25 protein-coding genes and 2 pseudogenes are annotated in these 25,543 nt (G+C 55.2%); 7 read left to right on the plus strand and 20 right to left on the minus strand.

Annotated elements, in window-relative coordinates:
• Positions 1 to 17: 17 nt before the first annotated feature.
• Positions 18 to 923 carry a fructokinase gene (gene mak / locus AC1VYI_RS19705; RefSeq protein WP_045400629.1) on the minus strand — a complete coding sequence of 302 codons (906 nt, stop codon included), beginning with the start codon at positions 921 to 923 and terminating at the stop codon, positions 18 to 20.
• A 123-nt stretch (positions 924 to 1,046) separates the two neighbouring features.
• On the opposite strand from mak, the gene rdgC reads away from it, so the two are divergent.
• A complete protein-coding gene (gene rdgC, locus AC1VYI_RS19710) occupies positions 1,047 to 1,961 on the plus strand; it encodes a recombination-associated protein RdgC (protein ID WP_023310540.1) in 915 nt (304 codons plus the stop codon).
• A 48-nt stretch (positions 1,962 to 2,009) separates the two neighbouring features.
• Here the strand turns inward: rdgC and ppnP are convergent, their stop codons facing one another.
• From ppnP to AC1VYI_RS19735, 5 genes are all read right to left on the minus strand, one after another.
• Positions 2,010 to 2,297 (minus strand): pyrimidine/purine nucleoside phosphorylase, encoded by a 288-nt coding sequence (ppnP, locus tag AC1VYI_RS19715; RefSeq protein ID WP_008503270.1) that lies wholly within the window; start codon positions 2,295 to 2,297, stop codon positions 2,010 to 2,012.
• 71 nt (positions 2,298 to 2,368) lie between these two features.
• On the minus strand, positions 2,369 to 3,046 hold the full coding sequence (locus AC1VYI_RS19720) for an AroM family protein (RefSeq protein ID WP_008503271.1): 678 nt from the start codon (positions 3,044 to 3,046) through the stop codon (positions 2,369 to 2,371).
• Between the two features lie 237 nt (positions 3,047 to 3,283).
• On the minus strand, positions 3,284 to 3,475 hold the full coding sequence (gene yaiA, locus AC1VYI_RS19725) for a protein YaiA (RefSeq protein WP_023310538.1): 192 nt from the start codon (positions 3,473 to 3,475) through the stop codon (positions 3,284 to 3,286).
• Positions 3,476 to 3,518: 43 nt separating this feature from the next.
• Entirely contained in the window at positions 3,519 to 4,043 is a 525-nt protein-coding gene (aroL, locus tag AC1VYI_RS19730; protein WP_023310537.1) for a shikimate kinase AroL, read from the minus strand.
• Between the two features lie 143 nt (positions 4,044 to 4,186).
• Entirely contained in the window at positions 4,187 to 4,645 is a 459-nt protein-coding gene (locus AC1VYI_RS19735; protein WP_010428006.1) for a YaiI/YqxD family protein, read from the minus strand.
• Positions 4,646 to 4,742: 97 nt separating this feature from the next.
• Between AC1VYI_RS19735 and proC the strand changes: the two genes are divergently transcribed.
• Positions 4,743 to 5,552 carry a pyrroline-5-carboxylate reductase gene (gene proC / locus AC1VYI_RS19740; protein WP_023310536.1) on the plus strand — a complete coding sequence of 270 codons (810 nt, stop codon included), beginning with the start codon at positions 4,743 to 4,745 and terminating at the stop codon, positions 5,550 to 5,552.
• 14 nt (positions 5,553 to 5,566) lie between these two features.
• On the opposite strand, the gene adrA is transcribed toward proC, so the two are convergent.
• The 6 genes from adrA to AC1VYI_RS19770 all read right to left on the minus strand — a co-directional run bounded on the left by adrA (position 5,567) and on the right by AC1VYI_RS19770 (position 11,234).
• Positions 5,567 to 6,670, minus strand: coding sequence for a diguanylate cyclase AdrA (gene adrA, locus AC1VYI_RS19745; protein ID WP_023310535.1), 1,104 nt, complete (start codon positions 6,668 to 6,670; stop codon positions 5,567 to 5,569).
• Between the two features lie 102 nt (positions 6,671 to 6,772).
• Positions 6,773 to 7,093, minus strand: a complete 321-nt coding sequence (psiF, locus tag AC1VYI_RS19750; protein ID WP_023310534.1) for a phosphate starvation-inducible protein PsiF — start codon at positions 7,091 to 7,093, stop codon at positions 6,773 to 6,775.
• An 89-nt stretch (positions 7,094 to 7,182) separates the two neighbouring features.
• Positions 7,183 to 8,598 (minus strand): alkaline phosphatase, encoded by a 1,416-nt coding sequence (gene phoA / locus AC1VYI_RS19755; protein WP_134866755.1) that lies wholly within the window; start codon positions 8,596 to 8,598, stop codon positions 7,183 to 7,185.
• A 99-nt stretch (positions 8,599 to 8,697) separates the two neighbouring features.
• A complete protein-coding gene (iraP, locus tag AC1VYI_RS19760) occupies positions 8,698 to 8,958 on the minus strand; it encodes an anti-adapter protein IraP (RefSeq protein WP_023310532.1) in 261 nt (86 codons plus the stop codon).
• A 209-nt stretch (positions 8,959 to 9,167) separates the two neighbouring features.
• Positions 9,168 to 10,382, minus strand: a complete 1,215-nt coding sequence (locus tag AC1VYI_RS19765) for a multidrug efflux MFS transporter (RefSeq protein WP_023310531.1) — start codon at positions 10,380 to 10,382, stop codon at positions 9,168 to 9,170.
• A 168-nt stretch (positions 10,383 to 10,550) separates the two neighbouring features.
• Complete coding sequence (locus AC1VYI_RS19770) at positions 10,551 to 11,234, minus strand: extensin-like domain-containing protein (protein WP_134866756.1); 684 nt, start codon at positions 11,232 to 11,234, stop codon at positions 10,551 to 10,553.
• A gap of 103 nt (positions 11,235 to 11,337) precedes the next feature.
• Here AC1VYI_RS19770 and ddlA point away from each other — a divergent pair, with 103 nt between their 5' ends.
• Positions 11,338 to 12,438, plus strand: a complete 1,101-nt coding sequence (gene ddlA / locus AC1VYI_RS19775; RefSeq protein ID WP_029739746.1) for a D-alanine--D-alanine ligase — start codon at positions 11,338 to 11,340, stop codon at positions 12,436 to 12,438.
• Here the strand turns inward: ddlA and AC1VYI_RS19780 are convergent.
• The gene (locus tag AC1VYI_RS19780) at positions 12,435 to 12,662 is read right to left on the minus strand and encodes a DUF2754 domain-containing protein (RefSeq protein WP_023310528.1); all 228 of its coding nucleotides are present in this window, start codon (positions 12,660 to 12,662) and stop codon (positions 12,435 to 12,437) included. The genes ddlA and AC1VYI_RS19780 overlap by 4 nt on opposite strands.
• Before the next feature lie 249 nt (positions 12,663 to 12,911).
• On the opposite strand from AC1VYI_RS19780, the gene AC1VYI_RS19785 reads away from it, so the two are divergent.
• Positions 12,912 to 13,211: a DUF2755 family protein gene (locus AC1VYI_RS19785; protein WP_008503287.1), complete on the plus strand. Its 300-nt coding sequence runs from the start codon at positions 12,912 to 12,914 to the stop codon at positions 13,209 to 13,211.
• Here the strand turns inward: AC1VYI_RS19785 and AC1VYI_RS19790 are convergent.
• The 3 genes from AC1VYI_RS19790 to AC1VYI_RS19800 form a co-directional block, all read right to left on the minus strand.
• Positions 13,208 to 14,305, minus strand: coding sequence for a DUF1615 domain-containing protein (locus AC1VYI_RS19790; RefSeq protein WP_134866757.1), 1,098 nt, complete (start codon positions 14,303 to 14,305; stop codon positions 13,208 to 13,210). The genes AC1VYI_RS19785 and AC1VYI_RS19790 overlap by 4 nt on opposite strands.
• Positions 14,306 to 14,319: 14 nt before the next feature.
• The gene (gene sbmA, locus AC1VYI_RS19795) at positions 14,320 to 15,540 is read right to left on the minus strand and encodes a peptide antibiotic transporter SbmA (protein WP_047173792.1); all 1,221 of its coding nucleotides are present in this window, start codon (positions 15,538 to 15,540) and stop codon (positions 14,320 to 14,322) included.
• Positions 15,541 to 15,655: 115 nt separating this feature from the next.
• Positions 15,656 to 16,189, minus strand: a complete 534-nt coding sequence (locus tag AC1VYI_RS19800; protein ID WP_134866758.1) for an isochorismatase family protein — start codon at positions 16,187 to 16,189, stop codon at positions 15,656 to 15,658.
• A 204-nt stretch (positions 16,190 to 16,393) separates the two neighbouring features.
• On the opposite strand from AC1VYI_RS19800, the gene ampH reads away from it, so the two are divergent.
• Complete coding sequence (gene ampH, locus AC1VYI_RS19805; protein WP_023310524.1) at positions 16,394 to 17,554, plus strand: D-alanyl-D-alanine-carboxypeptidase/endopeptidase AmpH; 1,161 nt, start codon at positions 16,394 to 16,396, stop codon at positions 17,552 to 17,554.
• Between the two features lie 2 nt (positions 17,555 to 17,556).
• On the opposite strand, the gene AC1VYI_RS19810 is transcribed toward ampH, so the two are convergent.
• The 4 genes and pseudogenes from AC1VYI_RS19810 to AC1VYI_RS19825 form a co-directional block, all read right to left on the minus strand.
• The gene (locus AC1VYI_RS19810; protein WP_134866759.1) at positions 17,557 to 18,180 is read right to left on the minus strand and encodes a helix-turn-helix domain-containing protein; all 624 of its coding nucleotides are present in this window, start codon (positions 18,178 to 18,180) and stop codon (positions 17,557 to 17,559) included.
• A 92-nt stretch (positions 18,181 to 18,272) separates the two neighbouring features.
• Positions 18,273 to 20,726, minus strand: a pseudogene (locus AC1VYI_RS19815) (autotransporter outer membrane beta-barrel domain-containing protein); the annotation flags it as partial.
• 149 nt (positions 20,727 to 20,875) lie between these two features.
• Positions 20,876 to 21,856, minus strand: coding sequence for an IS5-like element ISKpn26 family transposase (locus AC1VYI_RS19820; protein ID WP_016947617.1), 981 nt, complete (start codon positions 21,854 to 21,856; stop codon positions 20,876 to 20,878).
• A 67-nt stretch (positions 21,857 to 21,923) separates the two neighbouring features.
• A pseudogene (locus tag AC1VYI_RS19825) lies at positions 21,924 to 22,250 on the minus strand (autotransporter outer membrane beta-barrel domain-containing protein); the annotation flags it as partial.
• Positions 22,251 to 22,705: 455 nt separating this feature from the next.
• On the opposite strand from AC1VYI_RS19825, the gene hemB reads away from it, so the two are divergent.
• Positions 22,706 to 23,680 carry a porphobilinogen synthase gene (gene hemB, locus AC1VYI_RS19830; RefSeq protein ID WP_028017695.1) on the plus strand — a complete coding sequence of 325 codons (975 nt, stop codon included), beginning with the start codon at positions 22,706 to 22,708 and terminating at the stop codon, positions 23,678 to 23,680.
• A 127-nt stretch (positions 23,681 to 23,807) separates the two neighbouring features.
• Positions 23,808 to 25,532, plus strand: coding sequence for a bifunctional ornithine lipid synthase OlsF (gene olsF, locus AC1VYI_RS19835; protein ID WP_226483439.1), 1,725 nt, complete (start codon positions 23,808 to 23,810; stop codon positions 25,530 to 25,532).
• Positions 25,533 to 25,543: the final 11 nt, after the last annotated feature.

Genomic DNA, 25,543 nt, shown 5'->3' on the forward strand with positions numbered 1-25,543 from the left:
ATAAACATTATTTGCTTTTATTCCGGCCACAGCCACGCCGCGCCGCGCACGCCGCTGGAGTCACCGTGGACAGCTTTGCGGATCGGGGTTTCACACTCGCCGCCGAAGACCCACTGTTTGACAAGGTTCGGAACCGTGGCGTACAGCCGGTCAACGTTGCTCATGCCGCCGCCGAGCACAATCACGTCCGGATCGAGAATATTCACCACGTGCGCCAGGGATTTCGCCAGCCGCATTTCGTAGCGGCTAAGGGCCAGTTCGGCGACCGGATCCTGTTCTTCGACCAGACGCATGATTTCGTTGCCCTTTAACGGCTGGCCGCTTAAGCGGTGGTAATCGGTCGCAAAACCGGTGCCGGAGATAAACGTCTCAATACAGCCCTGCTTTCCGCAGTAGCACGGCACTTCAGCGCGGTATTTAAGCTCGTCTTCATCCATCCACGGCAGCGGGTTGTGTCCCCACTCGCCTGCCGTGCCGTTGCCGCCGATATGGGCACGCCCGCCGAACGCCACGCCCGCTCCGCAGCCGGTACCAATGATCACTGCAAACACGGTCTGGGCACCGGCCGCCGCGCCGTCGATGGCCTCAGAGACCGCCAGACAGTTGGCGTCGTTGGCCAGACGCACTTCCCGGTTCAGACGTTGGCTCAAATCTTTGTCAAACGGCTGACCGTTGAGCCAGGTGGAGTTGGCATTTTTAACCACCCCGGTATACGGCGAGATCGACCCCGGGATCCCCATCCCGACGCTGCCGGTTTGCCCTGTCGCCTGCTCTGCCATCTCAACCAGGCTGGCAATCGTCTCGATAGTCTGGTGATAATCATCGCGCGGTGTCGGTAAACGGTGGCGGAACAGCTGCTCCCCCTGCTCGCTCAGTGCGATGACTTCTGTTTTGGTGCCGCCCAAATCGATCCCAATACGCACAAGACTCTCCTCATTATTTTGATTATCAACAGAGTAGAAGCACGCTTCCCGATTAGCAATGCAAGCGATGCGACAATTCGTTATCATGCCCGCTGATTTAACGACAAGGCCGTGGAAATTATCATGCTGTGGTTCAAAAATTTGATGGTTTACCGTCTCAGCCGCGACGTTTCGCTGCGTGCAGAAGAGATGGAAAAACAGTTAGCCGCTTATACCTTTTCCCCTTGCGGTAGCCAGGATATGGCGAAAACCGGCTGGGTTCCGCCAATGGGTTCACAAAGCGATGCACTGACCCACGCCAGCAGCACGGGTCAAATCATCGTCTGCGCCCGTAAAGAAGAGAAAATCCTGCCGACGCCGGTGGTTAAGCAGGCGCTCGAAGCGAAAATTTTCAAGCTGGAAGCCGAACAGGGCCGCAAGCTGAAAAAGACCGAAAAAGATTCGCTGAAAGACGAAGTGCTGCACTCCCTGCTGCCGCGCGCCTTCAGCCGCTTCAGCCAGACCATGATGTGGATCGACACCGTCAACGGGCTGATCATGGTGGACTGCGCCAGCGCCAAGAAAGCAGAAGATACGCTGGCCCTGCTGCGTAAAAGCATCGGATCTTTACCGGTCGTTCCGCTGGCGCTGGAAACGCCGATCGAGCTGACGCTGACCGAATGGGTACGCAGCGGCGCTGCGGCTCAGGGTTTCCAGATCCTTGATGAAGCCGAGCTGAAAGCCCTGCTGGAAGATGGCGGCGTGATCCGCGCGAAGAAGCAGGATCTGGTGAGCGACGAGATCGCTGTACACATCGAAGCGGGTAAAGTGGTCACTAAACTGGCGCTCGACTGGCAGCAGCGCATCCAGTTCGTGATGTGCGACGACGGCTCCGTGAAACGTCTGAAGTTCTGCGACGAGCTGCGCGATCAGAACGAAGATATCGACAGGGAAGATTACGCCCAGCGCTTTGACGCGGACTTTATCCTGATGACCGGCGAGCTGGCCGCGTTGATTCAGAATCTGGTGGAAGGTCTCGGCGGCGAAGCGCAGAGATAACAGGCAAAACGCAGGCCGGGTAAGCGTTAGCGCCACCCGGCTTATTTTTTATTTCAGGTAGCGGCACAGATAAGAGGTAGGTTCAGCAACCTGCAAATGGAACTCGCTGTGGCCAGGGACGTTGAAAACTTGCCCGGCAGCGTAAACTTTCCATTCCGTTTCACCCGGCAGTAAGACGTTCAGCGCCCCGCTGACGACCGTCATTTCTTCAGCTTCCGCCGTGCCAAAGGTGTATTCCCCTTCCGCCATAACGCCGACACTGGCGCGGCCAGTGCTGCTGCTGGTAAAACCAATGGATTTCACTTTACCGGAAAAGTATTCGTTACTTTGAAGCATGAACTGGCCCTTATATTTTTAGATAAAAATTCACTATAGGGGCCACGCTCATCACCTGTCACGCAAAATCATTACATAAGGAGTTCCGAGGCCAGGCGAGCCATCAGAACGTTAGATAACAGCACGGGAACATCCAGCGCTTTTTGCAGCAGATCACGATGATGCTGATGGAAACCGAGGCAGTCCAGGATCAAGACATCTGCCCCTCTCTCAAGCAGTTCCTTCCCGGCAGCAATGAGCTTGGCCTCACTGTCCCAGAACGGATTTGCCAGCGCATACAAGGGCACTTTTTCCAGCACGTGCCACTTTGCCTCCTGGTTATCCATGAGCTCCTCAATAGGTACAATCACCCCCACCTGATGACCATCCACGATGGAGGCCACCAGCGGTGGAATGATCCGCATCGGCTCCAGCAAAATCGCATTACGCGCCGTGAGGCCCTTAATGGGCGCGGTACTCATCAGCAAAATAACGTCATAACCTTGATTATCGAGCACTTCTATTACGCCCTGCAGCGAGCGCTCGATTTTCTGGCGTGAAACATGCGCCAGTTTACCGTCGCTTAATAACGTCGCCAGGGGATCCTCCCCCGCCTCGACAGCGTAGTCTTCCATGACCTCTTCCCGACTCATCTTCCCCAGCAGGCTAAGATGCGTTATCTGTTGTTCAGATACATGCTCGGTTAAGAGCGGTAACACTTCGCTTACAGGGACCACACCAATGGTGAGGATCGCCAACGTTGCCTTCATCTTGATCGCCTTCCATTACTCCAACATCGTGCACACAGGTACAGGCTCACTACGCTGCACAGTTCATTTTTTCAACAAAACAGCACCAAGCGTAGCAGGTGATCCCGACATAGAAATGTAAAGATCGCCTGCCGATACCGGAGTTACTTGTAATAACTAAATATTAACTCCTGCTTAACTTTCCCGATGAGTAAAAAGTGTGATTCAGGCACGATACTGGAACGTTTAGGAAAACATTCAGGTTATGTCGGGATCTTCATAGCGCCGTTTCGCATCCAGCGCTTCCTGTTCAGTCTCGTGTTCACTGATCAGCGAGTCCGGCTTGGGGTGATCGGCACGCAGTTGGTACCAGGTCACGGTATGACCCGTCTGGCCTTTTTCAACGGTAACAACGCGCGCTTCACGCGGATAGGGAGGTCTGGTTGGCATAGCTCATCCTTTTTTATGTCTGAGCTATAAGTATAGACGCCGGTTAGCTGGCACAAGCCAAACGCAGGGCGGTAATAATCTGAATCACAACCTCTTCGGGAGAGGCTGACGCATCCACCACGTGGTGAGCCGCTTCGCGGTATAGCGCATCGCGTTCGGCCAGCACTTCGCTCACCTCTTCGCTGAGCGGCCTGGAGGTCAGCGCGGGGCGTTGCCCCTCTTCCGGAAAGGCTTCCAGCCGCCCTACCAGAGCCGACACCGGCGCGCTGAGATAAATCACAATCCCCTTTTCGCGCATAAAGTGACGATTGCACTCCGCCAGAACGATGCCGCCGCCGGTCGCGATCACGGCAGACGGGGTGGTGACCGCTTTCAGCGCGGCCGTTTCGCGCGCGCGAAAGCTCTCCCATCCCTCTTGCTCAACGATCTCAGCGATGGTTTTTCCGGCCTCGGTTTGCAGCCAGTGGTCGGTATCAACAAACTGGCGATGACACACGCGTGCCAGCTCCAGGCCAACGGTGGTTTTCCCACAGCCGCGGGGGCCAACTAAAAAGATGGGTTGGGTCATGCCAGGTGTTCCCCTTGATGCCGAATGGCTGAAGAGTGTAAAGAAATAATTGCAGAAGATGTTGCGATTACTTTACTGCAAAGCGGTACGGGATGACAACCCTGTGGAGGTCACACTGTACCACAAATTGACAATAATTATCATTACGCTGTGCGGCGCTTCACTTCCAGCAGCCATTTATCCAGCTCGGCAGCGAACTGCTGACGGTCGCGCTGGGACAGGCTGTCCGGTCCACCGGTCTGCACGCCGCTGGCCCGCATCGTATCCATAAAATCGCGCATGGTGAGCTTTTCCCGAATGGTCGAAGGCGAGTAACGCTCCCCGCGCGGATTTAGCGCCGCCGCCCCTTTCTCCAGCACTTCGGCAGCCAGCGGAATATCTGCCGTGATCACCAGATCCTCCGCACTGCACAGGCGAACAATTTCGTTATCCGCCACGTCGAACCCGGCCGGCACGCGCAAGGAGCGGATAAACCGCGAAGGCGGTACGCGAATATTCTGGTTAGCCACCAGCGTCAGCGGCATCTGAACGCGCTCGGCGGCACGAAATAAAATCTCTTTAATCACATTCGGACACGCGTCCGCATCAACCCAAATCGCCATATTGTCTCCCCATAATGACTCTGCCGACTATTGTCGCCTGCATTTCGTTGTTAAGCTATCAATCAGAGAAAACAACGCATAATGACGGAGAATCGTGATGGACAAGAAAATCGGGTTTATCGGCTGCGGTAACATGGGCAAAGCCATCCTGGGCGGTCTGATCGCCAGCGGGCAGGTGCTGCCGGGTCAGATTTGGGTCTATACCCCGTCACCGGACAAAGTCGCCGAGTTGCGCGATCAATACGGGATCAACGCCGCCGAAAGCGCGCAGGAAGTCGCCCAGGTCGCCGATATCGTCTTTGGCGCCGTCAAGCCAAACATCATGATCAAAGTGCTGAGCGATATCACCTCCAGCCTGAATAAAGAGACGCTGGTCGTGTCGATTGCCGCGGGCGTCACGCTCGATCAGCTGGCGCGCGCGCTGGGTCACGATCGTAAAATCGTCCGCGCGATGCCTAACACCCCCTCGCTGGTCAATGCCGGCATGACCTCCGTCACGCCTAACGCGCTGGTGACCACGGAAGAAGTGGCCGACGTGCTGAATATTTTCCGCTGCTTCGGTGAAGCAGAAGTGATTGCCGAATCGATGATCCATCCGGTGGTTGGCGTGAGTGGCTCAGCCCCTGCCTATGTGTTCATGTTTTTAGAAGCGATGGCCGACGCCGCCGTGCTTGGCGGAATGCCGCGCGCGCAGGCGTATAAGTTCGCCGCGCAGGCCGTCATGGGCTCCGCCAAAATGGTGCTGGAAACCGGCAAACATCCGGGTGAACTGAAAGATATGGTCTGCTCTCCGGGCGGTACCACCATCGAAGCGGTGCGGGTGCTGGAAGAGCGCGGGTTCCGCTCGGCCGTCATTGAAGCGATGGCAAAATGCATGGAAAAATCAGAGAAGCTGAGTAAATCCTGATTTCTGACCGGGCGTCAGGCGGCCACTTCGGTGCGGCCGCGCCCGGCATTTTTCGCCTTATACAGCGCCACGTCAGCCGCCTTTAGCCATTCCCGATAGTGTCCAAACTGCGGTCCCCAGGGGGCAACGCCGACGCTGATGCGCAGCGCTTCTTTTGGCGCGCACGGTAACGTCAGCTTTTCCAGCCGCTCATGCAGTCGCGACATCACGGCGATGGCGCTCTCCGCCGCGGTCTGCGACATGATCACTGCAAACTCATCCCCGCCAAACCGGCCGATCGCATCGCCTGACCGTACCGACCGCTGGAGCTGACGCGTAATAGCAACAATCGCCTCGTCGCCCACGTCGTGCCCCCAGGTGTCGTTGATGTTTTTAAAGTGGTCGATATCAATCAGCAATATCGTGGCGGTGCTGTGGTCGCGCCGACAATGCTCAAATTCATTTCGCAGCAGCATTTCCCAGTGTCGGCGGTTGAAGACCCCGGTCATCCCGTCTCGTGTGCTCATCATTTCCAGCCGCTGCTTATGTTCCGCAAGCCTGACGGCGGTTCGGTGGCTAAGCCAGGCAAACAGCATGGGATACAGCACGAGTACGGGTAACGTTAAGCCCCACTCCACAAGGTCGGGGTTGAAGACGGCCACCTTCCCGACGAGTGGCAGCGTCACCAGCGCGGAGAGCAGGGTCAACGCGATCCCCGGGATAAACAGGCGACAGCCCCCGGAGCCCATCATATTCATCCCCACCATCATTACCAGCGCTGCCGTGGGTAACGCATTCATCCCCATCACGCCGATCCAGAGCCCGGCAATAATGGCATCGATTTTAAGATTGAAAATTTCCTGCTGATGGGGTGAAGCGGCGCGGCAGGACAGCTGCCAGGCAAAATGGGGCCAGACGAACGACCACCCCACCAGTAAAAGCCACCAGCCGCCGGGTAAAAAATGGGTGACCAGCATCCCCGCAACGGGGAAAAACATTGCCGCCAGGCCGACGGCGCGCGCCAGCCTGACTCGCCGGGCAAACTGAATGCCGGCGCGGTGAGGGTCATCCTGAGAAAGGGTTAAACTCCACTCTTCCCGAATGCGCTTTTTGTTGTAATACGTTTCATCATTCATCATTTTTGGGAATATTCTGAAACATTTTCCCAAATTATAGAGAGGGGGTCTGCGGGGAAAGTATGAAATTTCGGGTGAGCCGCCGGAGCCGCTCACCCGTTTGAACTACACTTTTTTCTTCAGGCACGCGCTCATGAACTTGCTGCGGTCGTCCCCTTTAAGGGACTGTTCGGTTGCTTTCGCATTACACTCGCGCATTTTTTGCTGCTGCGGCGTCAGGCTTTTTTCAGCCGGCTTCGCGGCGCCGTTTTTAAGGCAGTCGCTCATGTATGTCTTGCGAGCATCTCCCTTCAGACTCTGAGACGTCGCCTGTTGATTACAGGTGGTCATACGCTGCTGTTGCGGCGTTAACGTTTTCTCTTCCGCGTTCGCCGATGCGATCAGGAATAGGCCAGAGAGCAGAGTAACCAGTAATGTTGTTTTCATTGCACCATCCTTTTGTGAACATTCCCTGTAAGTCTGGTTCGTGACAGGAAAAAAACCACCCGGCAGATGTGATTTCCGCCGGGATTTTATCATTTAAGACCCAGCGCCGCCTTCATGGTGTAGAACAGATCCGTTTGATCGGTCAGGCCTACCACGTTTGCCGCGTGCGGCCCATAGGCTGCAATGCGCAGCTGGGTGCCGGTGTGCTCCATGGACTCTTCTTCAGAGTTGCCGTAGCTCAACACCATAACGGCGCCATCTTTGGTATTCAGCGCCTGCGTCAGGCCCGGGGCTTTGGTATCTGCCGGAATAATCTGGCTGGCGTGCGCATGGTCCGCGGTGACCACCACCAGGGTGTTACCGTCTTTTTTCGCGAACTCAAGCGCCTTCTGCACCGCTTCGTCCAGATCGACGGTTTCGCCAATCTGGCCGCACGGATTCGCTGCATGATCCTGCTTATCAATCGACGCGCCTTCCACCTGCAGGAAGAACCCTTTTTCGCTCTTGCTCAGCAGAGAGATGGCTTTATCAGTCATCGCCGCCAGCGTCGGTACGCTGTCCGTGCGTTTCGGGTTAGGCGTACAGGTTACTGCAGGTTTATCGATATTGCCGTGATAAGAGGCTTTTGGTCCTTCCCAGCGCACGGGCATGTTGCCGTCAGAGAATAGCCCCAGCAGCGGCTTGTCCTGGTTCGCCTCGGTGATGGCTGCCAGCGAACTGGCGTCACTCACCAGCTGATAGCCGCGGGCCTGCGCCTGCTCGCGCAGCGTTTTGCCCTGCCACTCGCCCGCCGTCGCGGTTTCTGCAAAGGTTTTCGCGCCGCCGCCCAGGGTCACGTCAGGACGCGCGTTCAGCAGCTGTTCCGTAATCGAGCCTTTGCCGCCTTTTTCCAGTGCGTTCGTCGTGCATTTTTCGCTGGTCACTGACGGGCCGTAGCATTTACGCGAGGTTACATGCGCCACCAGCGCCGCGGGCGTTGCATCCTGAAGTTCAGCGGTGGAGACGTTGCCGGTCGCCAGGCCCGCCGCTTTTGCCATCTCCAGAAGGGTTTGGTGATCTTTTTCGTGAATATCCACACCCAGCGCGCCATTATAGGTTTTCACGCCGGTGGACCACGCCGTAGCAGAGGCCGCCGAGTCCGTGACGTAATCCGGTTTACCGGTTTTTTTATCCAGCGCGTAATGGGTATATTGTCCGGTCAACGGTAATGCGTCGATACCTTTAAAAAAGCCGCCCGCACCCTCGGCATAATTTCGCGCCGCCGTAATTTCGGAATCCCCCATTCCATCGCCAATAAGCAGAATAATATTTTTCGCCGGCTTATCATTCAGCGAAGCGCGAATAGCGGCAGTTTGATCTTCTGATAAACGGCGTGCGCCGCCAGGCTGGGTGATATCCCCTTTTGCCGCGCGATTATCCAGCACGCTGGTTTGGGCAGTATCGGCATAAATGGCAGGGGTAATTAACAGGGGAAGTAATGCGATGAAAAGTGCGCTCTGTTTCAATTTATTTTCTCCATGTACAAATACATAAAAATAAAAACAGAGCGACTATAGGCATCCTGCATGACAATTCTATGACACGTCGTTACGTCCTGTGACGGTTTAGGTGCGCGGATGCCTTAACAGCTTCTTTACGTACTGGTGGAGCATCTCGGCATCCTCAACCGGAACCTGCGATTCAGGCCTGACGCTGTCCAGTGCGCCTTCCACGCTCTCAATCAACGCCTGTTGATCGGTTTTCGCCATTTGTCGCAGCAGCGCGGTGACCACAATTTCCAGCGCTTCGACCTGAGCAACCAGCTCTTTTGACTCCTCTTCCTTTTGTGCCAGTTTGACCAGCAATTCAGCAATGAGATTTTTCATCGTGCCAGTTCCTTTTTCAGTTTTGTCTGAAGTTAGCATTCTGAATCCATAATGCAAAGAGAAGAAATTTATTATGGTATGCAAAAGTGATGCAGGAATAAAAATAAAGAACCGCCGCGGTGAGCGAAACGTTTTTCTATAAAAAACGCCGCATTTTGTTATATAAAAATGCGGCTACCATAAGAATATATAATACATCAACGAAACGATTATCTCGACGATTTCGCTTCCGCCATTTGTCTGCGGCGACGCAGCGCAATAGCCAGCTGGATAATATTGATTAAAACGACAATCGCCGTGGCGGCAAATACCCAACGAAAACCGGCCATCGCGGAAACGGATGCGCCAATAAGCGGACCGGCAACATTCCCCAGATACATAAATGACTGGTTATATCCAAAGATACGCCCCGTCACCTGGTCGCTGGAATATTTAACCAGCAGGGTCTGTACCGCAGGCAACATGGCGCCATCAGCAAACCCGAGCAGGAATCGCAATACGCCTAGCTGAAGCGGAGAGGTGACAAACGACATCGCGAAGAAGAGCACAACCGCAAAGATCAGCGTCGCCATCAGGATGCGCGCGGTGCCGATCCTGTCACCCAGTTTTCCCAGACGCGGCGCGGAAATCAGGGCGGATACGCCCGGTACGGCGGCAATCATGCCGCTCAGAAAAGCGATATTTGTGCTATCCGGCTCCATCGACTTGATAAACAGCGCCAGAATCGGACCGACCGAACCGTTACAGAGCTGGATAACCATAGTGGTCACAAACAGGCTGATCATCAGTCCCGGATAGGGCAGCGAGGCGAAGACGGCCTTGCCGCTCAGGCGTTCAGATTTACTGATAACCGGGCGTCCCCCCTCTTTTATAAGAAAGAGCGTGACCAGAAAACTGACCACCAGCAGGATCGCGGTGATGATAAATACCGCGCGCAGCCCGACGTGGTCCGCCAGAAAGCCCCCCAGCAGCGGACCGCCGATGACGCCGCTGATCTGCGCCGTTGAGAGCGTGCTCAGCGCCCAGCCGCTACGCTCGCGCGGCACCTGAGAGGCGACCAGCGCCATGGCGTTTGGAATGTACCCGGACGTCAGCCCCATCACCGCGCGCAGGAAAAACAGCTGCCAGACGTTGGTGGCGAAGGCCTGGAGCAGAATGGCGATCGCCATCCCGAGCGAGGCGCGCAGCAGCATCAGTTTACGGCCTTTCCGATCCGCCAGGCTACCCCACATCGGTGACACAATGGCGGACACCAGAAACGTGACGCTGAACGTCAGGCCGGACCACATGGAGAGCGCTTCATGCGAGGTCACCCCCAGCTGCGAGACGTACAGCGGCAGGAACGGCAGGATCTGGCTAATGGCCAGCCCGGTAAAGAAGCAGCCAAACCAGACCGAGATAAGATTAACTTTCCAGGATTCCATAACGAAATAGTCTTCATTTTTAGGCGAATTCGCCGACAGATTAGCAAGTTACGCGTTTTGACGTCGCACCAGAGATGCGGCCCGACTGACTTTGGTGTTTTATCTTCCCAGTCATCATATTTGTGAAACAAGTCACAATTCATCCATTTTCTGGCGGAATATTATGCTTCACTGGCAGAGGCCGAAACCGCGCATTCCCAGATGAAAATGGTTGGCATGCGCCGCGTTATACTCCGGTCCCAGACCGTTTCCGTAGTAGCTGCAGCTTGCCACCAGCATGGCCTTCAGCCAGGGCTGCGTCGTTGCAGCCTTCCAGCCGTTCAGCACCGTGACGTGTTCCCCGTTCGCCAGACGAAAAGCGGCGATATCCAGCGCCTCCGCCGTGGCATGTTCACTGCGGCGCGCGTCGGGGCGGTGATAAATATTGCGGCAGGCAAAACTGCCGAGGTGGTCGATACGCGCAAGGTCGCTGCCCGTATAGCGCTTTGTCAGCGGTCGGGCCTGCTGGCTGATAAACAGCGCAGAGCTGAGCGCCAGCGGACAGCTGGCAAGAAAGCTCCCGTTCAGGCCGACCGGACCGAAGTCACGCACGCGCACGACGTTGTTAAGCGGACACGCGCCGCCGCTGTCCGCCACCGGCTGGGTGTGGATGAGATCTCTTTGGTTAGCCTGCGCGAGCAGGCTCTCGCACGCCTCGGGGTTTAAGCGCCGAAGCTTATACTGGGTGATTCGGCCCGGCGGGTCGTCCAGCGTCAGCGGCATGAAAGGGTTGTAGTAAGACGGCAACCAGCGGTAACCCACCGTTGCAACGGCCACAATGATGAATACGGTCAGCAGCGTTTTTCCTTTCACTCTCCCCCCTCAACATTCCCCAAAACATTATGGCAGAAGGCCGCGAAACCCGCCGGGCATCGTGGTATGTTATTGGCTTTTCGTCAGACTGGAAGAGAGTGAGATGGCTAAGCAGCGCGTAGGTATTGTCTTTGGGGGAAAATCAGCGGAGCACGAAGTGTCATTGCAATCGGCTAAAAATATCGTTGATGCGATCGATAAAAGCCGTTTCGACGTGGTGCTGCTGGGCATTGATAAACAGGGCCAGTGGCACGTGAACGATGCCAGCCAGTATCTGCTGAATGCTCACGATCCGGCCCATATCGCCCTTAATCCTTCGGAAGTAAGCGTCGCCACCGTACCCGGCGTCGTGAAGGGGCAGCTCATCGACGCCGGCAACGCTCAGGCTCTCGCCCAGATCGACGTTGTCTTCCCTATTGTTCACGGCACCCTGGGCGAAGATGGTTCCCTGCAGGGGATGCTGCGCATGGCCAACCTGCCGTTCGTCGGCTCGGACGTCCTCGGCTCTGCAGCGTGCATGGACAAAGACGTCACCAAACGCCTGCTGCGCGATGCCGGGCTGAATATTGCGCCGTTCGTGACGCTCACCCGCGCAAACCGCGACAAGCACAGCTTCGCGCAAATCAGCGGAGAGCTGGGTCTGCCGCTGTTTGTGAAGCCTGCAAACCAGGGCTCCTCCGTGGGCGTCAGCAAAGTCACCAGCGAAGCAGAGTTCACGCAGGCCGTCCGTCTGGCGTTTGAGTTCGACCATAAAGTGGTGGTTGAGCAGGGCATCAAAGGCCGTGAAATTGAGTGCGCCGTGCTGGGCAACGATTTTCCACAGGCGAGCACCTGCGGCGAAGTGGTGTTAAACAGCGACTTCTACTCGTACGACACCAAATACATTGATGACAAAGGCGCGCAGGTTGTCGTTCCTGCGGATATCGATCCGGCGATTAACGATAAAATCCGGGCGATCGCCATTCGCGCTTATCAGACGCTCGGCTGCTGCGGCATGGCGCGCGTGGATGTGTTCCTGACGCCGGAAAACGAAGTGGTGATCAATGAAATCAACACGCTGCCGGGTTTCACTAACATCAGCATGTATCCAAAACTGTGGCAGGCCAGCGGCCTGAGCTACCCGGAACTGATCACCCGCCTGATCGAACTGGCGCTGGAGCGTCACGCGGCCGACAGCGCGCTTAAAAGTTCCGTAAACGGTTAATCGGCGCTCTTCGCCTCATCCGCTGTCGTCTCTTCAGGACGACGGCGGATAATCAGCCCCGCCAGCCAGAAACTTATCACCCAGGTCACCAGCCCGACGGCATAGGTTTGCCACCCTTTTGCTTCAAAACCCAACAGGCCCACGACACCGTTAAGAATAAAGATCAGCCCGATGGCAAAGGCGTAGTAGTGCCAGTCACGGCGTAGTTTGGACGTGAGCTTCATAACAACTCCGGCAGGAAAAAAAGACATCCTCTCACAGTTTTACGGCCAGGTCTGTGGCAAATACGGAAATTCTGAAACGCGACGCAATTTCACTTAAGTGATGAAATTGTGATGTGCTGCAGAAATCGACAATCCAGGAGAATTCCTGAGCGCAAATTACCACGATTCTGATATTGACAAATGCGATGACCTGTCAAACTCACCCCGTAAGACGCGTATTAAAACAGAGTGATACCACGGGAGGTCAACATGGCTGACTTTACATTGTCGAAACCGATTTTTGGCGGCAAACCAAAAACCTCCACGGCGGGTAATATTGCTTATGCCCTGTTTGTCCTGTTCTGCTTCTGGGCCGGCTCACAGCTGCTCAACATGCTGGTCCATGCCCCCGGCGTTTATGAACACCTGATGCAGGTGCAGGATAACGGACGCCCGCGAGTTGAGATTGGGTTTGGCGTAAGCACCCTGTTCGGCCTGATCCCCTTCCTCGCGGGATGTATGATTCTGGGCGTTGTAGCGTTAGTTCTGCGCTTTCGCCGTCGCCGTTAAAGCCCCATACAGCGCGCCCGGCGATCGTCCACGCGTTTTGCGAACCATGCGGTTGTCAGGTTACGCGTGATCTTCGGGCTTTCCAGCTGGATCCCCGGCAGGATCGCCCTCGGTAACGTTTTCCCACTTTTCTGCTCCGCAAGCGCAAACACCTTCTTGTACAGATCCGTTTTCTCAAAGGCCAGGCTATCGCCTTTCTCAAGCTGACGGCGAATGTCGCTGTTGCTCAAGCCAAGCGTTGTCGATAATTTCCGTACTGCCAGCTCGGTGCTTCCCGCCTCGCTGCTGCCGTAAGCGATGAGATCGCCGTCCAGCGCCAGCTTGACGCCGCTTGCGCGGCTGACCGCACTCTGGAATGCCGCATTACGGCTGGCATACCAGCCCGCGTTAAAGTCGGCAAAGCGGTACAGCGGCTCATTGTAGTTCGCCGGATAGTTCAGCAGATGATACGTGCCGAACCACAGCCCACCGCGCAGGGAGAAGACCTCCTGACGTACCGTACCGTCGATTTTCCACGGGTAGCCGTCGGTATGCTTCTCCGCGAACGCAATGCTCACCTGCATCGGGCCACCGGTATGTACCGGGTTCAGCGAGCCAAACAGCTTCTGCCCCATCGGGACCATACTGATGAAATCATCAAAGATGGCGCTAAGCTGTTTTTCGGTTTTCACCGCATCCAGCCGTTCGCTGTAGCTTTTGCCGTTCGGCGAGGTGATTTTAAGCGCGGTATGCACCAGGAAAACCGGGATATGCATGGACTCCGCGCGGCGGTCGATCTCTTTCCAGGCAATTTTGTTCAGGCCCGGCACGACCGGGTCTGACTGGTACATCGACTCCTGCTGCGCCACCGCCAGCACCGAGCAGATATTCTCCTCGGTCGGCGCGATCTTTTGGCTTTCAAAGGTTTTTGCCAGCGCATCTGCCCACTCATTGCGATCCTTCACGCTGGCGGGCATTTTCTGCCGCACAACGCTCGCCACATCGACGGGCTTCTCCCCCTTTTTGAGCGGAGCGGCACCTTTTTCGGCACAGCCTGCCAGCACAAGAGCGGCCAGCAAGGACAACGGTAACGCGCGCGGTACGGCAAAAGACATAGCAACTTCCTGTATTAGCTAAATGTGTTGGTGACTTCCTGCAGGTCACGATCGTCCAGCTCACGTTCAAAACTGCGCAGACGTTTGTAGATGGACATCAGTTCTACCAGGGTGGTCCAGGAGCTGATCAGGTACTGGAACGAGCCTCGAACCTGACCGAAAACGTTGGTAATCTGCGTCATCAGACCGAGCGTAATCGTACCCGCAACAATCGACGGGAACAGCAGGAACAAACCGAAAACGTTATCCACCTGCAGATACAAAATACGCGCGATGTTGAAATACATATAGTGGAAGTAGAGTCGGAAATAGTTACGACGCACGGCGCCAAACAGCTCGCGGACGGTCGGCGGCGAGGCGCGGTTGGGATCATCTTCACCGTAAACCAGCTCTTTACGGTAAGCGGCTTCCACGCGTTGATTTTTAAACTCCAGACCCGGCAGCTTGATCCCCACTACCGCCAGCAGGCCCGTCCCCATCAGCGACCAGACGATCGCGGCAATCACCAGACCATACGGAATATGACCGACAATAGGCAGATCCGGCACGTGCGCAGAGAGCGTTACCAGCACGGGCAGGAAGGCGATCAGCGTCATGATGGCGTTGATAAAGCTGACGCCCATGTCTTCAAGGGTGGAGGCAAAACGCATGGTGTCTTCCTGCACGCGCTGCGCGGCGCCTTCGATATGGCGCAGGTGCTGCCAGTGCGCCATGTAATGTTCATTCATCGCGGTACGCCAGCGGAAAACGTAGTGGCTGACGAAGAAGTTGTTCATCACGCCGATGATCACCGCAATAAGGGCGATACCGAGGAAGATCCCGACTTCATGGTAGAACTGGTTGATGGTCACCTTGTGCGGCGAGCTCAGCGCGGTCTGGATCAAATCGTAGAACGGCGCATACCAGGCGTTAACCGCCACGCCCACTTCGACAAGAAACCAGGTGACAAAGATAATCAGCGATGTGCCGAGGATCGACCAGTACTGCCAGCGGTGAGGAGAATACATAAACCAGAACAGCGCAAACAGCCCAACGCACACCATATAGTAGGCGTAAAACAGCAGATAGCTCAGCGACCAGAAGCGCGCCGCGCTAATCGGCACCTCGCCCGTTGCTCCCGTGATACGCGTCAGCCATGCGCCGCCGCCCGCCTGCCAGAAAATGACAGCGATGAGTGCCCAAATAAATGCCGACAGGAAAAAAGGCCCCGGCTTTGGGAAAAAAGACTTAAACATAATGCTTCCTTCTTGTTGTTATGGCTGTTGCTGCGCACAACACGTTACCACACGAAAAACCTGCCCGAGCCAGCCTCCCGGCTCCGGCAAAAAGGTCAGACCCGAGCGTTAATTATTAGTTCGCTTTCCAGTTTTCAAGAATTGTTTCGGTGCGTTTCACCGCGAGAGGATTCGCCGGCGCGATGAAGTTACGCCAGACGTCGTTGTGGTGGTTAATCAGGATCTGCGCATCTGCCGCCGGGCGATTGGCGGTAGTGTGGGCATCTTCCACCACGATAATGTGATAACCCCGGCTGACGCCGTTCTTAATCGTCGCATCGACGCAGTAGTCGGTGGCGCAGCCGCAGATGACAAACTCGCGAATGCCCTGCTCACGCAGCAGCGTCTCTAGCGCGGTGTTATAGAAGGCATCACAGGCGGTTTTAGTGACGTAAAGCGCGTCAGCAGGCTGATGGAGTTCAGGCAGTAGCGCAAACCCTTCGCTTCCCTCTTCCAGGCCCCCGGCCTCGGTATGCTGAATAAAAATCACCTTGTCGGCTGCCTGCGTAAGCTGGTTGATCAGAGAGACACACTTTTCGCGCTGATGACGAGGGGTTTCAAATACCCCGTTCTGCATATCGACAACCATAACCACACGCTTCTCAGACATACCGTTCTCCGTAAGATTGAGTGACACTGGTGCCTATCATAAGCCCGATGTCACAAAATGGGAGATGGCTCGTCAGTAAATTGTTCATATTTACCCATGGTTACGTTTTTCTCGCTATCGTTATGCAATTCGGGGCATTGCGCGGTACCGTTTAGTAGTATAAATACCCATTACTTTCCTCATTCACTTCATGGATGCTTTTCGTTGAAACGTTGTCTGCTCTCTTTTGCCGCGCTGTGTGCGGTGAGCTTTTCTACCGCCCAGGCAGCCCAACCGCTGACGGCGCCCGTTTTAGCTTCAGATATTGCCGATCGCTACGCGAACCTTATCTATTACGGCAGCGGCGCGACCGGGATGGCGATGGTCGTCATCGACGGCAACCAGCGTGTGTTCCGCAGCTTTGGCGAAACGCGCCCAGGAAATAACGTTCACCCGCAGCTGGATTCCGTTATCCGCATCGCGTCCTTAACCAAGCTGATGACCAGCGAAATGCTGGTGAAACTGCTCGACCAGGGCGTGGTGAAGCTCGACGACCCGCTCAGCAAATACGCGCCGCCAGGCGCCCGGGTACCCACGTATCAGGGGACGCCAATCCGGCTTGTGAACCTTGCCACCCACACCAGCGCCCTGCCGCGCGAGCAGCCAGGCGGGGCGGCGCACCGTGACGTATTTGTCTGGCCAACGCGCGACCAGCGCTGGAGCTACCTGAGCACCGCCACGCTGAAGGCGGCGCCGGGTTCGCAGGCCTCTTATTCAAACCTGGCCTTTGACCTGCTGGCGGACGCCCTTTCAACGGCGGCTGGCAAACCCTACACGCAGCTGTTTGAAGAGCAGATAACCCGTCCGCTGGGTATGAAAGACACCACCTTTACCCCGTCCCCGGATCAGTGCCGTCGCCTGATGGTGGCGGAGAAAGGCGCTAGCCCCTGTAATAACACGCTCGCGGCCGTGGGCAGCGGCGGGGTCTATTCCACGCCTGGCGACATGATGCGCTGGATGCAGCAGTTCCTTTCCTCAGATTTCTACGCCCGCAGCAGCCAGGCCGATCGCATGCAGACCCTGATTTATCAGCGCACTCAGCTGCAACGCGTCATCGGTATGGACGTGCCGGGTAAAGCCGATGCGCTCGGCATGGGCTGGGTCTATATGGCACCGAAAAATGGCCGTCCGGGTATTATTCAGAAAACCGGCGGCGGCGGCGGATTCATCACCTATATGGCCATGATCCCGCAGTCAAACGTCGGCGCGTTTGTGGTGGTCACCCGCTCCCCGCATACGCGTTTCGTCAATATGAGTGACGGGATTAATAACCTGGTGGCAGAACTGAGCGCCAATAAGGCCCAGGTGCTCACCGCGTCAAACTGATCTTAATATTCCGTGGGCAAGCGGTTGATGCTGACCAGCTTGCCCCGGCTCATATTGATATAGTTTCCCTGCCTCAGGGCGGCAAGCACCTCGGCAACAACGGAGCGTGAAATTCTTGTGCTCTGTTGAATATGATTCATCACACCGATTTTTGAACGCAGCGTTTCATCCCATTCCGCCATATTCAGCAGCATCGAGCGGATCTGGTGATAGGAGTTATTTCCCACCAGCTGCTTATCGCGTTTCTCAAGAATGTAAGTTATCCAGGATAACCAGCAGAAGGCCTCTTTCCAGAGTGAATACTGCTGGATAAGTTGACGGGTGGTTTCCGTGGGCAAATAAAAACCGGTACAGGCCGTTTTAGCAATTACCCTGTATTCGTGAGAGTGATTAATCACCACCGTAGACAGCCCGAATATAAAAGGGGCAGTCGCAATCCCCACCAGCAGTTCATCAGAAGTTCGATAAACCTCAATAACGCCGGTTTGTAATACGATCGTACAAGGCTCATTCCATTCGTCTAACGTAATTAATTGCTGGGGCGCACATGTAAAAGGAGTACTGGCCGCTGTTAAATACTGTTCGAGCCGGCGTAATTCAGAAAGCGGTTTCGCATTAACGTTCATGCAGACCTCAAGTCATCCGTATTTGTCGGTCCAATATTATTTTTATTACTTGTATAAAAAGCGGGGGAGATAACCACTCCCCCCGCTTTTATTCATTTCCAGGTATATTTCACGCCCAGATTTGCGCCCCAGTTCTGATCAACGTCGCCGCCGCCCAGATAAGTGGCATCGGTGTACGCACTGAAGTTCTTCGTGAAGCTGAACTGGGTGCCCAGCCCTACCCGCACAGCGGAGCCTTTCACGCCGTTATCAATGCTGTCACCGTTAATATCGGCATTGTTATCGGCGTCGTCATAGACGTAGGCCAGCTTGAAGTAAGGCGTCAGAGCCTGTTCGCCGCCGTAGTTGAAGGTGTAACCCGTATCAACGCCGAGTTCATAACGCAGGCTATCGTAAGATTGTCCATCAGCGCGCATGTCATTACTCAGACGATAATCATCGCCAGACTGGAACAGGCCAGAGACGGCGGCATATGGCGTAAAGTAGCCAGAGAGGTTTGGCTTCCAGTCATAGCCCAGCTTCAGCCCAAAACCAACAGCATCATTCGTGGTATTGCCGTCAACGTACTGACCGTTGCTCATGTTGGCGGAGAGATCGCTGTTGAAGCGGGTGTAGCTTAGGGAGCTGTCGAGGAACAGATCGTTCATGAACTTCGCTGACGCATAGATCATCGCAGTCTGGCTATCCTGATCGACCTGACCGGTACGATCGCTGGTATCACCCTTCGCGAAACCTGCCGCACCACCGACGATCCATTTCGCGTTATTACCGTCAATCTGGGTGTCCACACCCACCATAATGCCGCTCACGTCCTGATCGTAGCTGATAACGCCATTGTCACCGTCGAAGTTGCCACCGAAGTAGCTCACCCACGCCCCGCCGTTATCCGCCAGGCCGTGACGGCTGTTGGTCAGACGCGTGCCAACGGTATCCTGCTGCAGATTCCAGATATTGGTATTGGCAGATGGGATGCTCAGCGCCATATTGGCAGAGTCGGTCAGCTCTTTCTGCTGAAGGACAACGGCGTCACCCTGCTGCTGCGCCTGATAGGTGTAAGCGCCTAAATCGGCTTTGTTTGCGGCAGTAAAGCTGGCTGTGGTATCCGCATTATTGTCATAGACGCGAATAATCTCTTTGTTTTTGTAATCAGCAACGGAACCGGCACCGGTCGCATCGTCGATGCGCACCTGGTAGTTACCTGCAACGTCACCGTTTACTGACAGATGGCCATTAGAGTTAATCGCCACAACACCGTAGTCGTAATCGGCATTGTACTTATCGTTAGTGATATAGCGTGCGTTGTTCAAATCGCTGTTCAGGACGTAATCTCGGCTGGCAACGTTAAGCACCCCGCCATCGGTCAGTTCCATATTGTGCGTATCAACCTGACCCAGCCCCAGCGCCAGCTCAGCACCGTTATCCACGGTGATGGTGTTGGCATACAGTTGGGCCGTTTCTTCCGTCAGTGCCGCACGGCTATAGCTGTCCAGATACAGACGGTCGGTCGCCACGGCACCGCTGTCTCCAATATTCATTGATGAAGCATTGGTCAGGGTGATGGAGTCCGCCAGCAGGCCAGAGTCTTCGACGTTAACCTGAGACTGGTTGTTTACCGTCAGCGTGTCGATATTAGAAAGCTTGCGGGTATCCCACTCAGAGCCGTTATCCAGCGCGATGTTAAACAGCCCGCTCTGATACACCGCTTCACCCGCAACGTTTCCGTTGCTGTCATAAACGGAATCCGGCCAAATGCTGTTAGGGGATAAGCTACTCCAGTCTACGTTGCTGTAGCCCAGGCCATACATCTGCGCTGGGCCGATAGCCTCGACGCTGGACTGTGCTGCACCGACCCATTTGCTGCCGTTGGTCAGGGTGACATCCAGCTTATCGGTGCCATCCCAGCCGTTGGTGGTTGGGTTATAGACACCGTCTGCAGTGGTATCCGTAGCCGGATCGCCGTTCGGATAGAAGTTGTTGTCGAAGGTGCTGGAGAACAGAATATCGCCAGTAACGGTGGAGTGATCGAACGTGGCAGTGGTCTGCATCGCGTTATCAGACGCGCTAGCGGCAACGATCAGCGCCGCATCATCCGCCGCCGTGGCATTCGTTTCACCGTAGTCGCTCGGCTTCGCGGTTTGACCGTAGAACCCGTTGGTCCCCAGATCGCGGTACGCGCCTGAGGTCAGAACAGAGTCTTTCACCACCAGCGTGTCGGTAAATACTTTGCTGCTGTTGGCTACGCCTTCCACACCGTCGTAAGGGGTATTATCCGGCTCCTGATAACCCTGCGTCAGGGTAATACCGGCAATGTGGGAATTATTCTGGATAACAATATCGGACTCCACATCCAAGGTAATCGCATTACCCAGATTATACGTGTCCAGATTGTGTCTTTCCGTATTTTCCCCGTTCACGACATCATACGCATAATGCTCATAGGTATCGTTAATGGTGGAATTATCTACGGTCAGGTTAAAACGATCGTATTGAGAATGGTTGGTGCCATCGGTATCCAGGCCGTCAGCACACGAGGAGGTCATACACTTAGGGAAGGTGCGAATAAGCAGGTCATTTCTTCCCAAGCTGACTCGCTGATTAAAATTTCGCGGATCTGGGCCGATTTTTTTCCCGCAAACACATCGAATCAGCCTATTTAGGCTATTTTTTCCACCATTTCTGGCGTTATTTCCGGTTTTTACTGAGATCTCTCCCACTGACGTATCATTTGGTCCACCCGAAACAGGTTGGCCAGGGTGAATAACATCGCCAGTTGGTTATCGTTTTTCAGCAGCCCCTTGTATCTGGCTTTCACGAAGCCGAACTGCCGCTTGATGATGCGAAACGGGTGCTCCACCCTGGCACGGATGCTGGCTTTCATGTATTCGATGTTGATGGCCGTTTTGTTCTTGCGCGGATGCTGCTTCAAGGTTTTTACCCTGCCGGGACGCTCGGCGATCAGCCAGTCCACATCCACCTCGGCCAGCTCCTCGCGCTGTGGCGCTCCCTGGTAGCCGGCATCGGCTGAGACAAATTGCTCCTCTCCATGAAGCAGATTACCCAGCTGATTGAGGTCATGCTCGTTGGCCGCGGTGGTGACCAGGCTGTGGGTCAGGCCACTCTTGGCATCGACACCAATGTGGGCCTTCATGCCAAAGTGCCACTGATTGCCTTTCTTGGTCTGATGCATCTCCGGATCGCGTTGCTGCTCATTGTTCTTGGTAGAGCTGGGTGCCTCAATGATGGTGGCATCCACCAAAGTGCCTTGGGTCATCATGACGCCTGCTTCGGCCAGCCAGCGATTGATGGTCTTGAACAATTGACGGGCCAGTTGATGCTGCTCGAGCAGGTGGCGGAAATTCATGATGGTGGTGCGATCCGGCAGGGCGCTATCCAGGGATAATCGGGCAAACAGGCGCATGGAGGCGATTTCGTACAGGGCATCTTCCATGGCACCGTCGCTCAGGTTGTACCAATGCTGCATGCAGTGAATACGCAGCATGGTCTCCAGCGGATAGGGCCGTCGGCCATTGCCCGCCTTGGGATAAAACGGCTCGATGACAGCGGTCATATTCTGCCATGGCAGAATCTGCTCCATGCGGGAGAGGAAAATCTCTTTTCGGGTCTGACGGCGCTTAGTGCTGAATTCACTATCGGCGAAGGTGAGTTGATGGCTCATGATGTCCCTCTGGGATGCGCTCCGGATGAATATGATGATCTCATATCAGGAACTTGTTCGCACCTTCCTTAGAGGTAATCATGCCATTAATGGTGCTGTTGGAAATGCTTAACGCATTCGCCCGCCCATTGATGCCATCATCCAGATAGTATGTTGAAATAACACCATTCACGGTGCTTTTATTAATCACCGGATAAATATCGCCGTCGTGGGTCGCGTCTGAGTAATCCCAGTCGGCATAGCCATAATACCAGGGAGCGGAAGCGGTATTATCGTATCCGAATGTATTATATGTCGTACCGGAAATATCCTTCGCATTGACCTGAGAAGCGATAGCCAGGGTGCAGGCTAATGCAAGTTGAGATACAACGAGTTTCTTTTTCCATGTTTGCATTGGGTCATCCCTCCTCAGGGACGTAAGCAAGTTTGTCCATCAATGATTTTGCAATGTTTAGTTTAATTGCGGAGGGAATTATGCATTTTCATTTCGAAAAGGTTCAATGAATGTTTCCATTAAGTCCGTATCCAGACTAATAACACATCAAAACCGAGAAAGCCTCTGTCACTACAGATAAATATTATAAAAACAAAGCATTAAAATAGAGACGAAACAATAATGTACATATAAAAATAAATAATGAATCATTTTCAATGATGTTTTCCATTTAATATAAAAACAATATGAATAACTTATCTCCATTTCGGCGTTATACTGTCCTGCATTATATATTGATGCCAAAAAACCAGACTCATCGCATTTTACAAAATAAAATGCCCACTTTTACCAAAACACCTGTCTTCACTTTGAGGTACACTAGCCTTCTTTGTTCCACAAACATCAGGCATACCATGACCGATTTAATTGCACGTCCCCGCCGCCTGCGCAAGTCACCTGCACTGCGCGCTATGTTTGAAGAGACAACCCTGACCTTAAACGATCTGGTGTTGCCGATTTTTGTCGAAGAAGAGATCGATGACTACAAAGCCATCGAAGCCATGCCGGGCGTAATGCGCATTCCGGAGAAATATCTGGCACGTGAGATTGAACGCATCGCCAACGCGGGGATCCGCTCGGTGATGACCTTCGGCATCTCTCACCATACCGATGCCACCGGCAGCGACGCGTGGAAAGAAGATGGCCTCGTCGCCCGCATGTCCCGCATCTGCAAAGAGACCGTGCCGGAAATGGTGGTGATGTCAGACACCTGCTTCTGCGAATATACCTCCCACGGCCACTGCGGCGTGCTGTGCGATCACGGTGTCGATAACGATGCCACCCTGCTGAACCTCGGCAAACAGGCGGTCGTGGCTGCCGCTGCGGGTGCGGACTTCATCGCGCCCTCTGCCGCAATGGACGGACAGGTTCAGGCGATCCGTCAGGCGCTGGACGCGGCGGGCTTTACCGACACCGCCATCATGTCTTACTCCACCAAATTTGCCTCCTCCTTCTACGGCCCGTTCCGTGAAGCTGCGGGCACGGCGCTGAAGGGCGATCGTAAAACCTATCAGATGAACCCGCTTAACCGTCGGGAAGCGATTCGCGAATCCCTGCTCGACGAAGCCCAGGGCGCAGACTGCCTGATGGTGAAACCTGCGGGCGCGTACCTTGATATCCTGCGCGACATCCGCGAGCGCACCGAGTTGCCGCTGGGCGCTTACCAGGTCAGCGGCGAGTACGCGATGATCAAATTCGCCGCGCTGGCCGGTGCGATTGACGAAGAGAAAGTGGTCCTCGAAAGCCTCGGCGCCATCAAACGCGCAGGCGCGGATCTGATCTTCAGCTACTTCGCGCTGGATCTGGCCGAGAAGAAAATTCTGCGTTAATCCGCTTTAGCGCCGGGTGGCGGCTTCGCCTTACCCGGCCTGCTCTCTGCGCTAATCTTCACCAAACTGCAATACAACCGACATCTGCGCCTTCTACTGTCTTCGCAAGACGGCAGGAGGAGTAACCATGTTTAGCCTCGATAGCGTTCTCGACGATCTTTGGCCTCAGGCGAGGCCTGCACCCTGGCAAAAAAGTCTGTTAAAAAGACTGTTTTACGAAGACGAATTTCAGCAATTTGCAGCAGCATACCGCCACCTGAAAGGACTGGATATGGTGGAGCAAGTTCTGGAACACCTTGATATTCTCTGCACCGTTTCCGCCCGCGATCTTGAACAAATCCCCGAACATGGCCCGCTGGTCATTATTGCCAACCACCCGACGGGTACGCTGGACGGTCTGGCGCTGATGTACGCCGTTTCCCGCGTGCGACGCGATGTTAAAGTCGTCACCAACAGGATGCTGACCCACCTTGAGCCCCTCAGCTCGCTGTTTATTCCGGTGGATAATATGGGCGGCAGGACGGCGAAAACGTCTCTTGTGCAGATGGAACAGCATCTGCAAAACGCGGGGGTACTGATTTTCTTCCCGGCCGGTGAAGTTTCTCGTCCCACGCGCAAAGGCATTCGCGACAAAAAGTGGCACTCTGGCTTTATCAAACTCGCCAGCAAGCTGCGCGCTCCGCTGCTGCCGGTACATATTCAGGCGCATAACAGCGTGCTCTTCTATGCCAGCACGCTGGTCTCCCCGACGCTGTCAATGCTGTTACTCATGCAGCAGATGTTCCGCCGCCGCCACAGCCAGCTGCCGATTAAGATCGGCCAGCAGATTGCCTGGCATCACTGGCACAGCGCCACCCTTTCGTCGCGTGAGATGGCCGAACAGTGCCGTCAGCACGTGATGCGTCTTGGCAAGGGATTGCCTGGCGTCTTTAAAACCCAGTGCGCCATTGCCCGTCCTGAAGACCGCGCCACCCTGAAACGCGCGCTGGCGCAGGCCGAATGTCTGGGCAATACCAGCGACGGTAAAACCATCTATCTTTGGCAGCGCAACGGGCAGGAAGACGCCCCGCTGCTGCGCGAGCTGGGCCGCCTGCGCGAGATTGCCTTTCGCGCGGTCGAGGAAGGGAGCGGCAAACGTCGGGACACCGACAGCTACGACGATGATTATCTGCACCTGATCCTGTGGGATGAGGACGATCTGGAGATCGTCGGGGCGTATCGCTTTATGCCGACGGCCATGCAGATCGAAAAGCGCGGCGTTGAGGGGTTGTACAGCTATAGCCTGTTCCACTACGACGACAAAATGCAGGACGTACTGGAGCACGGCATTGAGCTGGGGCGCAGCTTTATTCAGCCGCGCTACTGGGGACGCCGCGGCCTGGACTATTTATGGTCCGGCATTGGAGCCTACCTGGCGCGTTATCCGAACTATCGCTACCTGTTTGGCCCGGTCTCCATTTCCGGTGGCTTACCGCCTGCCGCACGGGATCTGCTGGTGGCCTTTTACCGCCTGTGGTTCCCGGCAACGCATCCGCTGGCCGCGTCACGTCAGCCGTATCCCGCATCGCTGCCGGACGTGCTCGCGCAGTTTGGCGGCGTGGATTACGTGGATGACCTGACAAAGCTGAAATCCCTGCTCGGCAATCTGGGCTGCGGCATTCCGCCGCTCTACAAGCAGTATTCCGAGCTGTGTGAACCCGGCGGCGTGCAGTTTATTGATTTTGGCAGCGACCCGGCGTTTAACGACTGCGTCGACGGACTGGTGCTGGTGGATTTGTGTTACCTGAAGGCGAACCGCTATCAGCGGTATATTGAGGCGCATTTAATACCCTCACCCCAGCCCTCTCCCTAAAAGGGAGAGGG

The organism is Enterobacter sp. QK-SA4, assembly GCF_056856775.1.